Origin of the sequence: Rhizobium leguminosarum (genome assembly GCF_002953715.1) — a bacterium.
Lineage (GTDB): Bacteria > Pseudomonadota > Alphaproteobacteria > Rhizobiales > Rhizobiaceae > Rhizobium > Rhizobium leguminosarum_V.
The window spans coordinates 2,592,570-2,603,602 of record NZ_CP025012.1 but is presented as its reverse complement, the minus strand read 5'-3'; the positions used below and the strand labels follow the sequence as shown (position 1 = coordinate 2,603,602).

At 61.4% G+C, this 11,033-nt stretch carries 13 protein-coding genes; 3 read left to right on the top strand and 10 right to left on the bottom strand.

Annotation, left to right across the window (positions count from 1 at the left end; all coding sequences use genetic code 11):
* Positions 1 to 21: 21 nt before the first annotated feature.
* The gene (locus CUJ84_RS13170; RefSeq protein ID WP_245457472.1) at positions 22 to 954 is read left to right on the top strand and encodes a DUF3313 domain-containing protein; all 933 of its coding nucleotides are present in this window, start codon (positions 22 to 24) and stop codon (positions 952 to 954) included.
* Positions 955 to 1,085: 131 nt separating this feature from the next.
* Here the strand turns inward: CUJ84_RS13170 and CUJ84_RS13165 are convergent, their stop codons facing one another.
* The 3 genes from CUJ84_RS13165 to CUJ84_RS13155 all read right to left on the bottom strand — a co-directional run bounded on the left by CUJ84_RS13165 (position 1,086) and on the right by CUJ84_RS13155 (position 3,232).
* Complete coding sequence (locus CUJ84_RS13165) at positions 1,086 to 1,676, bottom strand: GNAT family N-acetyltransferase (protein WP_105006534.1); 591 nt, start codon at positions 1,674 to 1,676, stop codon at positions 1,086 to 1,088.
* A gap of 155 nt (positions 1,677 to 1,831) precedes the next feature.
* Entirely contained in the window at positions 1,832 to 2,353 is a 522-nt protein-coding gene (locus CUJ84_RS13160) for a BA14K family protein (protein ID WP_105006533.1), read from the bottom strand.
* A 393-nt stretch (positions 2,354 to 2,746) separates the two neighbouring features.
* Entirely contained in the window at positions 2,747 to 3,232 is a 486-nt protein-coding gene (locus CUJ84_RS13155) for a BA14K family protein (RefSeq protein WP_105006532.1), read from the bottom strand.
* Between the two features lie 441 nt (positions 3,233 to 3,673).
* Between CUJ84_RS13155 and CUJ84_RS13150 the strand changes: the two genes are divergently transcribed.
* On the top strand, positions 3,674 to 4,726 hold the full coding sequence (locus CUJ84_RS13150; RefSeq protein WP_105006531.1) for a calcium-binding protein: 1,053 nt from the start codon (positions 3,674 to 3,676) through the stop codon (positions 4,724 to 4,726).
* 156 nt (positions 4,727 to 4,882) lie between these two features.
* Here the strand turns inward: CUJ84_RS13150 and CUJ84_RS13145 are convergent, their stop codons facing one another.
* The 3 genes from CUJ84_RS13145 to CUJ84_RS13140 form a co-directional block, all read right to left on the bottom strand.
* Positions 4,883 to 5,098 carry a hypothetical protein gene (locus tag CUJ84_RS13145; RefSeq protein ID WP_065282493.1) on the bottom strand — a complete coding sequence of 72 codons (216 nt, stop codon included), beginning with the start codon at positions 5,096 to 5,098 and terminating at the stop codon, positions 4,883 to 4,885.
* A gap of 196 nt (positions 5,099 to 5,294) precedes the next feature.
* Positions 5,295 to 5,609 carry a hypothetical protein gene (locus tag CUJ84_RS37950; RefSeq protein WP_158686933.1) on the bottom strand — a complete coding sequence of 105 codons (315 nt, stop codon included), beginning with the start codon at positions 5,607 to 5,609 and terminating at the stop codon, positions 5,295 to 5,297.
* Positions 5,610 to 5,615: 6 nt separating this feature from the next.
* On the bottom strand, positions 5,616 to 6,452 hold the full coding sequence (locus CUJ84_RS13140) for an alpha/beta fold hydrolase (protein ID WP_105006530.1): 837 nt from the start codon (positions 6,450 to 6,452) through the stop codon (positions 5,616 to 5,618).
* A gap of 612 nt (positions 6,453 to 7,064) precedes the next feature.
* On the opposite strand from CUJ84_RS13140, the gene CUJ84_RS13135 reads away from it, so the two are divergent.
* Positions 7,065 to 8,021 carry a S1C family serine protease gene (locus CUJ84_RS13135; protein WP_105006529.1) on the top strand — a complete coding sequence of 319 codons (957 nt, stop codon included), beginning with the start codon at positions 7,065 to 7,067 and terminating at the stop codon, positions 8,019 to 8,021.
* Positions 8,022 to 8,058: 37 nt separating this feature from the next.
* On the opposite strand, the gene dusA is transcribed toward CUJ84_RS13135, so the two are convergent.
* From dusA to CUJ84_RS13115, 4 genes are all read right to left on the bottom strand, one after another.
* A complete protein-coding gene (gene dusA, locus CUJ84_RS13130) occupies positions 8,059 to 9,060 on the bottom strand; it encodes a tRNA dihydrouridine(20/20a) synthase DusA (RefSeq protein ID WP_105006528.1) in 1,002 nt (333 codons plus the stop codon).
* 183 nt (positions 9,061 to 9,243) lie between these two features.
* The gene (locus CUJ84_RS13125; protein ID WP_003540801.1) at positions 9,244 to 9,456 is read right to left on the bottom strand and encodes a cold-shock protein; all 213 of its coding nucleotides are present in this window, start codon (positions 9,454 to 9,456) and stop codon (positions 9,244 to 9,246) included.
* Positions 9,457 to 9,989: 533 nt separating this feature from the next.
* The gene (locus CUJ84_RS13120; RefSeq protein ID WP_105006527.1) at positions 9,990 to 10,445 is read right to left on the bottom strand and encodes a DUF3828 domain-containing protein; all 456 of its coding nucleotides are present in this window, start codon (positions 10,443 to 10,445) and stop codon (positions 9,990 to 9,992) included.
* A gap of 147 nt (positions 10,446 to 10,592) precedes the next feature.
* Positions 10,593 to 10,979 (bottom strand): GNAT family N-acetyltransferase, encoded by a 387-nt coding sequence (locus CUJ84_RS13115; RefSeq protein WP_105006526.1) that lies wholly within the window; start codon positions 10,977 to 10,979, stop codon positions 10,593 to 10,595.
* Between the last annotated feature and the right edge of the window lie 54 nt (positions 10,980 to 11,033).

The window sequence follows — 11,033 nt, the reverse complement described above, 5'->3', positions numbered from 1 at the left end:
GGCTCTGGGAAGAAAACTGTAATGTTGCGGCAATTCTCGACCGCCACTTTCGCCCGAGTTTATCGGCGACGGAGGCCAGACAGCGTGCGCAGCAATCCATTCCCATTTTCCTTCCCACTGGCGTCGAGAGGCTTGCCGCTCGCTCTGCCGCTGGCGCTCGCCATGGCCGCGGCCGGTTGCAGCTCGGTGCCGCTGAAGGAGGCCGGCACGCTTTCTTCTTATGGCAAACTCGGCGCGCCGAAGGGCAAGCTGTCGAAATCGCGCGTCTATGTCGATGGCATGCGCCTCAGCCCGGCAAACACGGTCAGCATCGTGCCGACGACCTTCGCCTTCAACGCCGCGACCCGCGTCAAATCGGACGCCGACCGGCTGATGGTGGCAAACGTCCTGGACCGGGCGCTCTGCATTTCGCTCAGCGACAAATACCAGCTGGTCTCTGCCGGCCAGCCGGCGGACCTGACGATCCGCTCCGTCGTCACCGACATCGTGCCGACCAACAAGGCGATGGCGGGTGTTTCGACCGTCGTGACCGTCGGCACCGGTTTCGTACTGCCCGTTGGCGTGCCGCGGCTGCCGGCCGGCCTCGGCGGACTGGCGGTCGAGGCGGAAGCCGTCGACAGCGGTGGCGTGCAGCGGGCGGCGATCGTTTGGTCGCGCGGGGCAAACTCGCTGCAGAACAATCCCCGCGTTTCCGAAGTTGGCGACGCCTATAGCCTAGCTTCGAAATTCAGCAGCGAATTTTCCCGCATGCTGATCAAAGGCAAGGAGCCGAAGGGATTGGATATCTCGCTGCCCTCAGGCCAGCGGATGAAATCCTGGCTCGGCGGAAAACCGAAATACGCCGCCTGCGACGCCTTCGGCCGGCCGCCCGGACTGATGGGGGCTGTGGCTGCCAAATACGGCGCGCCGCCGCAATGGACCGAGAAGAAGCCGAAACCGGCCGCGACCTATTGAGAGACGATGCGCGGCGGCGGCGGCAGCCGCTCCGCGACCAGCACTCAGCCAGCCCCAGGCTGACGGGACGGACGGAGCAAAGGCGGACAAGGCTTGTGCTCCGTCCGTCTGGAAATCCGTCGCGATTCACGTCAGTCGGCGGTTCCGGGCTTCAGCCAGAAATAAAGTTTGATCTGATCGGGCCTGTCGGAGGGATGCGGGCCGCGCATGAACAATTCGCCGCCATTGCGCTCGATCACGCGCCGCGAGGCGTCGTTGTCCTCGTTGCAGAGGATGACGAGGCGGTCGAGGCCTTCCTTCGATGCCACGGCCATCAGGAGGCTTAGCGCGGCGGTCGCGTGGCCATTGCCCTGTTTCCACGGCACGACGGAATATCCCACATGGCCCGACACCTCGGGCGGCAGTTCCTCGCTGCCGGCTTGAAAGCGCAGGCTGATGCTGCCGCAGAATTCGCCGTCCCAGATCCAGAACAGACGGGTGGTCAGAGGTGGCGGTCCGGATCCGGTGCATCGCCTGCCATCAGGAATGAGATCGTCGAGGAACTTCGCCCGGTCCCGGCGCAGCCGCTGAAGCTCGCCGCGAACATAGGTTTCATCGCCCGCGCGGCGCGGATCAGGAGACCAGCCGGCGGCGAGCGCCGATTCGAAGCCCGACAGGTTCTCCAGATCCGGCGGCAGCAGGACGACGGGGCCGGCGGGCTTTGCTGTTTCTACCGATGTCATTTCGCCCCTAGGTTCGCGTCGCCTAACTAAGCGGGCCGACCAATCTTGGCCGCGCGGACAAGACCGAGCGGCGACCGGAAGCCGTGCAACGGGCTTTCGGCCATCAAAAAAGCCCCGCATCTTCATGCGAGGCTTGCTCTGATGGATGGGCCGGATTAGCGGCACTGGCGGCGCGGGCCGTAGTTCGGCTGGTAGGTATTGTCATAGGCGCGGTATGACCGGTAGCGGCTATAGCAGTATTCCGCATGCGAAGAACCATAGGCACGTGCGCGCGGCTGCGAAGCGATGATGCCGCCGAGAAGGGCGCCGGCTGCCAGGCCGCCGATGATGGCACCGTTATTGTCATATCGGTTGTCATATCGGCGATACCGGCGATCGTGGCGGCGATCCCAGCCATAACGGTCGTCGCGGTCGTAGCGGCGGTCGCGGTAGCTGCGGCGGTCGCGGTCTCGATCGTTGTCGCGGTCGCGGTTGCGGTAGGATCTGCGGTTATCGCCGTTGCCCGAGCAGACGATGGAGTAAGGGTTGCAGGCGACGGTCATGATCCGAGCATCGGTACTTTGAGGCGCCGGCTGGGCCGATTGCGCGGTGCTTGGCACGAAGACCGGGCCTGCCGAAGCCGGCATTCCGGAGAAGGCCGTCGCTATCGACAGCGCAATGACGGCAAATCTGTTCATTTTCACTCACCTTGGGTCAACGGATGTATCGAGGGGATAACGCGGCGGAAGGGATTAAGTTTCATTTTGGGATGGAATGAGGCGGCGTATGTGCGTAACTACTAACGTATCATGCTTTCAACACATCCAGGGCTGGGGTGATAGCAGGCAAAACGATTTGCTGGACGGCGTCGGATGAACTTAGAGATGTGTCGCGTGGCGCGCTCCACGCGGGGTCGAGAAATACGCGAGAACGAATTCTGAGGCAATCGGTGTTGAAAGCCCATTGCGCGTGACAATCGCCATTTTTTTTAGACTGCGACGATTCTAAGAAGGGAAGCCGCGCAATGGGCTTTCGGCCATCAAAAAAGCCCCGCATCTTCATGCGAGGCTTGCTCTGATGGATAGACCGGATTACCGGCACTGGCGGCGTGGGCCGTAATTCGGCTGGTAGGTATTGTCATAGGCCCGGTACGACCGATAGCGGCTATAGCAATACTCGGCATGCGAACCAGAACTATAGGCACGCGCACGCGGCTGCGAAGCGATGATGCCGCCGATGATAGCGCCGGCTGCCAGGCCACCGATGATGGCGCCGGTGTTGTCGTGGCGGCGATATCGGCGATCGTAGCGACGATCCCAGCCATAGCGGTCGTCGCGGTAATAGTTCCGGTCGCGATAGTGGTGGCGGTTGCGATACCACCTGCGATCATTATTACCGAACTGACCCGGGCAGTTCGTGAAGTTATTGCAGCCGATGGTCATGATGCGGGCATCGGTATTTTGAGACGACGGCTGCGCCGATTGCGCCGGGTTCGGCACGAAAGCCGGACCTGCCGAGGCCGGCATTCCGGAGAAGGCCGTTGCTATCGACAGGGCAATAATGGCGAATCTGTTCATTTCACTCACCTTGGGTAAACGGATGTATCGAGGGAATAACGCAGGGGAAGGGAATAGGTTTCATTTTGGGATGAAATGAGGCGGTGTATGTGCGTGGATGCTAACGCAGCAGGGATGCGCACCGTTCCTGAACGGCAGGTCTACGCCGTCTCGCGGGCACTCCAGAGCAACCGCAGGTCGAGTGCGACAAGGAAGAGGGCGCTGGCCACCTTCATAACGAAGACCAGGGTGGCAGGGCGTGGAACAGCATGTTCACCCCTAGAAAGGACCGAAAAGGCCCAGAGGGGGACTGGATTTACTGGAGAAGCGCGGGGACCGGTCATTCTTGCAATAGTTCCGTTAACGCAGCAGACATCTCAGGGTGGTAATTCCTTCCAAAAAGGGCTTGGCTACCGGCGGCGATCGATGCCACCGGGGCGTGTCTTGTCGGGGACTGGAAGAATGCTGAATTTGCGCGTGCGGCGGACGGCCCTGATCCTTGGGTTGGGCCTGATTTTGTCGATAAGCATCTACGATAGGACATCGCGTGACAGCGGGCGGGTCGTCAACAACATCATCCTTACATCCGATCCCGACAGTAACCAACAGATCCATGCCGGTGCGGGCGATGATGTGGTGTATGGCCGAGGCGGACAGGATGAAATCCGAGGTGACGAGGGAGATGACACGCTCTACGGCAACGAGGATGACGATCTTCTGACCGGCGGCACCGGCAACGACACCTACGGCTATGCCCGCGGCGACGGCAACGACACCATTGTGGAAACGATCGAGGATAGCGGCGACGCCGACACGCTGATCTTTTCCGATATCGGCCCCGGCGATATCGGCCTTCGCCAGGAGGGCGACGATCTCATCATTGCGATCAGGATGAGTGCGGCAGATGCCGCCAAGAACGTATCAATTCTCGAGGAAGCGAGGCTTGCGGCTAAGAGCGACGGCAGACTCGCCTGGGCACTTGAAAGGACTGCCGCACGTATGGCCGCGGGCGGGTCGATCCTCATCGAGTCGGAACGATCAGGCGGCGAGAAGGGGATCGAAAGCATCAGGTTCGGTGACGGGACAATCTGGTCGAAGCAGGACATCGCCGCGCATATCAGCGTGGTTCAGCCCGGGGGTATTGCCGGCACGTCCGGCGAGGAAACCGTGGAAGGCACGAGGGGCGACGATGTGATCATCGGGCTTGAAGGAAACGACACGCTTTCCGGATCGTTTGGCGACGACACCTATGTCTATGCCAGCGGCCATGGCTCCGACGTCATCGATGACATCGTCAACATGTCGAACGAGATCGACACGCTTCGCCTGAGCGATCTCACCGCTTCCGACGTGATGTTGCTGCGGGATGCGGCAAAGCTGATGGTGATCGTCAAGCCCACGGGCGAAGTGATCACCGTCGAGAAGCAGTTCTTGGCCGAGGGCTATTGGGGCATTGAAAGGATCGACTTTTCCGATGGAATGTCCTGGGACAGGGACAAGATTCTTATGCGCTAGGTGCCGAACTGGAATGACTGCGCCGACCCCATCGTCGTGTGTTCATGCAGCGGCGGCGCAAGTTTCTGCGCCCTGGGTCTCTCCATGTGCCTGTCGGCGCCGGTAAATGGCGGGAGGAGTCGGCCCGCCCTTCGTTTTGCTAACGTGGGGCCGCTATCAGGCTCGCCTTCCGCCGGCCAGCAATCGAAGCTGGTTCTCGTCATGCACACCCTGGCGGTAAAGCTCGATGATGAGGGCGCCTAAGCGGTCGGCCTCTTTGCCTGATCGGTCGATCTTTAGCCCGCTACAGAGAGCTTCGTGGACACGCCTGCACACATCGAGGTCTTCCGAGGCGAGCGGTTCGTCACGCGTGCTGAACAGCTTGTCTGACATCGCAATCTGCCCTTTTTTGGATGCCGTGAATCGCTTTCGTGAAAAAAGATAATTTCGCGATCTTTGCTCTGCAAGATGGGCGAAGGTCCGAAATTCAAAAACAATTCTGGGCACGCACGGGAAGATGCGGGCGAGGGCGGCAGGGCATGGATATGAGACCGATAGGCTTGTCGACCGGATAGTGCGGGCGTGAGATCTATTTGGTTGCGGGGCCTTTGGCGTCTTGCTGGGACAGGCGCAGCTCTTTCAGCCGCTTGGTTTTTTCCCGGCGGGCCCGTTGCTCCGCCTCGATAGTTTCCTTGGCGGCGCGCTCGGTGTTTTCGAAACGATCCTGCCGGTAAGCCTTTGATGAAGGTTCACGTTCTCTTTTCATGGCCGCTAAACGCAAATCGGCGAAAACGGTTTCATGGAAAATGAGGAATTGGCCAATCGATCGACGTGGCCCGGTGGCCTGGGTGTGGGTCGGCAAACCATACCGGCTACCGGGCGCCTGATCGGCGCCCGGTAACATCACGGATCAACCTTTGATGAAGGCAAGGATGTCGGGATTGATGATGTCGGCATGGGTGGTGCACATGCCGTGCGGGAATTTCTCGTAGACCTTCAGCGTGGCGTTCTGCAGGAGCTTGGCCGAGAGCAGGGCGGAGTCGGCGATCGGCACGATCTGGTCGTCGTCGCCGTGCATGACGAGGGTCGGCACAGTGATGATCTTCAGGTCTTCGGTGAAGTCGGTTTCCGAAAAGGCCTTGATGCCGTCGTAGTGCGCTTTGGCGCCGCCGATCATGCCCTGGCGCCACCAATTGTTGATGACCGGTTCCAGGACCTTCGCGCCCGGCCGGTTGAAGCTGTAGAACGGACCGGCCGGCAGATCGTAATAGAACTGCGCGCGATTGGCGGCGAGCTGCTTGCGCAGGCCATCGAAGACTTCGATCGGCAGACCACCGGGATTGGCATCCGTCTTCACCATGATGGGCGGCACGGCGCCGATGATCACGAGCTTGGCGACACGGCCCTTCGGCTGGCCGTGGCGGGCGACGTAATGGGTCGCTTCGCCGCCACCGGTAGAGTGGCCGACATGGATGGTGTTCCTGAGATCGAGATGCTCGACGACGGTTGCGGCATCGGTGGCGTAATGATCCATGTCGTGACCGTCGCCGACCTGGGTGGAGCGGCCGTGGCCGCGCCGGTCATGGGCGACGACGCGGTAGCCCTTCTCAAGGAAGAACAGCATTTGGGCATCCCAGTCGTCGGAGCAGAGCGGCCAGCCATGATGGAACATGATCGGCTGAGCGGTCTTCGGCCCCCAATCCTTGTAGAAGATCTCGACGCCGTCCTTGGTTGTGACTGTGCTCATCTTTTGGCTCCGTTGTTTGGGTTGGATTGGATCATGCGGTCAGAAGTTTGCGCCGTTGCCGGCAGAATTGGCAAGGCCACGAGCGCCGTTGCGCCGGAGGCTTGGGGCAAGAAGGTCGCGCCTGAGGGGATCAACCGGCTCTGAATATGCTGATGTTCTTATTGAACTGCTATTTCTATTCTATTGATATAACAGAAGTTTGTATGTCTCCACGAATTGGGCGTGCAGCGCCCGTCCATCTCGCAAGTCGGGACGGGGATTTGGCGATCCTCGCCCGGCTGCTTCGTTTTGCGAACATTCTTTTGATCTCCGTATGTCGGCCTGTTGGACACCCCAGGCAGGTTCGTCATGGCGTAGCGAAAGCAGCTGCAATGAGCCAATTTTTTGCCGTTCGTTCAAGATATCTGTCCGGGTAGTTCAAGATATCTGTCCGACTAGGTGTGTCGGCATTCTCTGCGTTGCGCGCATTGCAGACCGCCGCCGGCGCTCACTTGAACACGGGTCTATGCCCAACCATCTAATCCTCTCACAACAGCACAATGGCGAACCGTCGCAATCGCGACCGCTTCGCCGGCGGCGGGACGGCCGTTATTGCCGCCTGAGGATCAAATCATGGGTTACATGGATAAGGACATAGCGCCTCAGAATGATGGGGCGCTGATCGATGCCTATTCGCAATCGATCGCTGCAGCAGTTGATATCGTCGGGCCGGCAGTCAGCCGGATTGAGAGGGTGGGCGGCCGGCAAGGGCACGGGTCGGGCTTCGCCGTCTCGCCTGACGGTCTGATCATCACCAACAACCATGTCGTTGACGACGCCAAGGTCGTTCGCATCACCACGCCCGACGGCTTCGTTACCGAGGGCCGCGTGCTCGGCCGCGACGTCGATACCGACATCGCCCTCATTCGCACCAATACAAGCACCGGCGCCTGGGCGAAGCTCGGAGACTCCCAGCGCCTGCGCAGGGGCCATATCGCGATCGCGATCGGAAACCCGCTCGGCTTCGAATGGACGGTTACCGCCGGCATCGTCTCGGCGCTCGGCCGGTCGATGCGGGCGGCCAGCGGCCGGCTGATGGACGATGTCATCCAGACCGATGCGGCGCTCAATCCCGGCAACTCGGGCGGGCCGTTAGTGTCGTCAGGCGGAGAGGTCATCGGCGTCAACACTGCCGTCATCCAGGGCGCACAGAGCATCGCCTTTGCCGTGGCGTCGAATACGGCCAATTTCGTCGTTTCGGAGATTCTCCGCTATGGCCAGGTCAGACGCGCCTTCATCGGCATAGCAGGCGATACGATCGTGCTGCCGCGCCGGGTGGCACTTGCTGCGGGCACGGTGCAGACGACCTCCGTTCGCATCCGGCGCGTCGAGCCGGAGGGGCCAGCGGCAAAGGGAGGGCTGCAGGAGGGCGATTATATCCTCGCCATCGACGGCAGCCCGGTCGGCGGCGTCGATGATATCGTCCGTTTGATGGATGGCAGCAGGATCGGCAGGGACACGGAAATCCTGGTGTTTTCGGTGGCGGGCAGGATCGAGAAGAAGATCTTGCTGCCGATGGCGCGCTCATGACGCCGCGCTTCGGCGCCATGACAAGACGTCACTTACGTCAGGCGCTGACCGCCTCCTGCTCGGTCCCCGAAAAATCCACCGCCGCGAAGGCCGCCGCCAACACCTCCGGCCCGGCGCCGGTTTTGGCCGCATCGGTCGAGAGGATCTGGCGGTAGCGGCGGGCACCGGGCAGGCCGGTGAAGAGGCCGACCATGTGGCGGGCCACGTGTTGCAGCCGGCCGCCGCTGGCGATGTGGCGTTCGGCATAGACCATCATCCGGTTACAGAGCGCCTCCCAATCCGGTTCGGCCGCAGGCGCACCAAAGAAGCGCTGGTCGATGTCGGCAAGGATCGCGGCATTCTGATAGGCGGCGCGGCCGAGCATGACACCGTCGACATGGGCAAGGTGGGTTGCCGCCTCGTCGAGCGTGCGGATGCCGCCATTGATGCCGATGAAAACGTCGGGCCAGCGCTGTTTCATCCGATAGACGATCTCATAGTCGAGCGGCGGTATCTCGCGGTTTTCCTTGGGGCTCAGGCCCTTCAGCCAGGCCTTGCGCGCATGGATCCAGATCGCGTCGGCGCCGGCATCGAGAACACGGCTGATCAGCTCGGGCAGCGCCTGTTCCGGCTCCTGCTCGTCGACGCCGATCCGGCATTTCACCGTCACCGGCGCGGTCGCGACCGCCTTCATCGCAGCGACGCATGCGGCCACCGTCTCCGGCGTCAGCATCAGGCAGGCGCCGAAGGTACCGGACTGCACGCGATCGGAGGGGCAGCCGACATTGAGGTTGATCTCGTCATAGAGGTAGGGTTCGGCGATCTTCACCGCCTCGGCAAGCTTTGCCGGGTCCGATCCGCCGAGCTGCAGCGCCAGCGGATGCTCGGCGGCGTCATGACCGAGTAGCCGGTCGCGCGGGCCGTGGATGATCGCATCGGCCACCACCATCTCGGTATAGAGCAGCGCCTCGCGGCTGATCTGCCGGTGGAAATAGCGGCAATGCCGATCCGTCCAATCGATCATCGGGGCGACCGCAAAAATCGGCCTCTTCTGCGTCATCGACGTTTCCATTGTTCCTTGTTACCGGGGCCGCAGCGCGGCGCCCACCGCCGCAGGGGCGGGCATCCATAATGCGCGCATATAACACTTGCCAATGCGATCCACAAATGACCGCCGATCACCACAAACAGAAACGGCGCCCCTTGCGGAGCGCCGTTCATGCCGCCGAAGCGATTGTCTGACTTACGAAGCCGAGATGTTGACAGCCTTCGGGCCCTTGCCCATGCGATCCGGCTCGGTGTCGAAGGTAACCTGCTGGCCTTCGCGCAGCGACTGGATGCCAGAAGCCTGCAGCGCAGAGATATGGACGAAAACGTCCTTTGCGCCGCCGTCCGGCGTGATGAAACCAAAACCCTTGTCCTGGTTGAAGAATTTTACGGTGCCCTTGGTGGCCATTGGGATCGTCCTTTTCCCTTAGTCTGTGTAGTATCCGCGCCCCCGAGAGGAAGCGGACGGCTTTAGCTTTCGCCCCGATCGATTGGGACGAAGGGTCAGTCGGAGAAGTCACGTACGGGGAAAGAACGTCTACGTAGGCGGGTAGTCCCGCGCCGCCTTCCAAACGGAAGGGATTACCACATCAGTCCAGTCACCGGCATGCAAATGCCCGAGTAAGTCAATTCGTGCCAGCATTTCGGGCAAAAAGCAAGCGGGATTATTGTGGCATGCCCGCATCGATACCGGGAAATGCCGAAGATTCAGATACTTGACCATGGGTTAACGGATTCCTGAACAGCTGTGCCATATCGGGATTCCGTGCCGAAACGAGATGACGGGCGGATTCGATAGCCGGGCAGGGATTTCGTGGGGCGGTCGGGGCGGCGGGCACACCGATCAGTCTTCATGGTGGGGTGAGGAACGGAGCAATTGATCCAGTGAAATCGATTGCAGTGGCAAACGCAGGGAGCCACGAGGGCGCCCGGGCCGCCCGCCTACTGCGCGTCGCCCAGCAACGCGCCGAGGCTCCACGGATTATCACCCTTTTGATTGGCGATATCGTCGACCTTCCAGCCGCCGTGTTCACGCACCAGGGTGTAGAAGAGCGTCACCTCCTCGCCGTTTTCGAATTGCACCTCCACCTCGGCCTTGTCATTCAGCAGGATCGGTTGGCCGATCCTGACGTCGCTCGCCGCGCCATCCTGGCCAGCGATGACGGGATCGAAGTCGATCGCGCCGACATCGCCCTCGAGATCGGTCTGGAGGAGCTTGTTCAGGTGGTCGGAAAAGAAGGTCGAATAAGGTGAGGGCGCCTCGGCGTCGCTGTTGTCGGTGTCGTAGCTATAGAGCGCCTTGAGCAGCGCCTTCGGCGTCTTGTAGGTCGCGGCTGATGCGGGCAAGGCTGCGAGCGCCGAGACGGCGAGGGCGAGGATGAATGTGGGCAGGCGCATGCGGGCTCTCCTCGATGAGCGGTGAATCATAGCGGAATCGGGCGCTGAGGTGGAGCGGCATTTTTGAGGAGCTCCAAACGGATTGTCAGCGTCAAGCCCAGTCAAACACGGCAAAGCGAAGATGCGTCGCCTCCACTGCGGCCGGTCTCATGCGAGCTTGATGAGGCCCGCCTCTGTCGACGCAAATCCGCAGGCACGGTAGAAGCCGGCCAGGTGCGGTTCGAAATCGACATGCAGCCACTCTGCGCCCCGCTCTTGGGCAACCCGCGTCGCTTCCCTGACCAGCCGCGTCGCGATCCCCTGTCGTCGCATATCAGGGTGAACCGAGGTGTCGAGGATGAAGGCATGAATGCCGCCATCCCATGCGACGTTGACGAAGCCGATGAGCTGGCTGTCGTGGTAGGCGCCGATATGGGCGAGGCTGCGTGAGAGGATCGGGGTGAAGTCGCGCGGGGCGGAGGTGCCCCAGGCGGCGGACCAGAGGGCGTTGAATTCGCCAGCGGAGGGGAAAGGGTCGATGCGGAGGTCTGGCATGGGAATTCCGTCCTGTGGCCACGTAGCAAGCCCGAGGGGCTGATCCGCCAAATC

Coding starts and splice junctions, on each gene's coding strand:
- CUJ84_RS13170 (WP_245457472.1), top strand. CDS start 22: ATGTTGCGGCAATTCTCGACCGCCACTTTCGCCCGAGTTTATCGGCGA.
- CUJ84_RS13165 (WP_105006534.1), bottom strand. CDS start 1,676: ATGACATCGGTAGAAACAGCAAAGCCCGCCGGCCCCGTCGTCCTGCTG.
- CUJ84_RS13160 (WP_105006533.1), bottom strand. CDS start 2,353: ATGAACAGATTTGCCGTCATTGCGCTGTCGATAGCGACGGCCTTCTCC.
- CUJ84_RS13155 (WP_105006532.1), bottom strand. CDS start 3,232: ATGAACAGATTCGCCATTATTGCCCTGTCGATAGCAACGGCCTTCTCC.
- CUJ84_RS13150 (WP_105006531.1), top strand. CDS start 3,674: ATGCTGAATTTGCGCGTGCGGCGGACGGCCCTGATCCTTGGGTTGGGC.
- CUJ84_RS13145 (WP_065282493.1), bottom strand. CDS start 5,098: ATGTCAGACAAGCTGTTCAGCACGCGTGACGAACCGCTCGCCTCGGAA.
- CUJ84_RS37950 (WP_158686933.1), bottom strand. CDS start 5,609: ATGTTACCGGGCGCCGATCAGGCGCCCGGTAGCCGGTATGGTTTGCCG.
- CUJ84_RS13140 (WP_105006530.1), bottom strand. CDS start 6,452: ATGAGCACAGTCACAACCAAGGACGGCGTCGAGATCTTCTACAAGGAT.
- CUJ84_RS13135 (WP_105006529.1), top strand. CDS start 7,065: ATGGGTTACATGGATAAGGACATAGCGCCTCAGAATGATGGGGCGCTG.
- dusA (WP_105006528.1), bottom strand. CDS start 9,060: ATGACGCAGAAGAGGCCGATTTTTGCGGTCGCCCCGATGATCGATTGG.
- CUJ84_RS13125 (WP_003540801.1), bottom strand. CDS start 9,456: ATGGCCACCAAGGGCACCGTAAAATTCTTCAACCAGGACAAGGGTTTT.
- CUJ84_RS13120 (WP_105006527.1), bottom strand. CDS start 10,445: ATGCGCCTGCCCACATTCATCCTCGCCCTCGCCGTCTCGGCGCTCGCA.
- CUJ84_RS13115 (WP_105006526.1), bottom strand. CDS start 10,979: ATGCCAGACCTCCGCATCGACCCTTTCCCCTCCGCTGGCGAATTCAAC.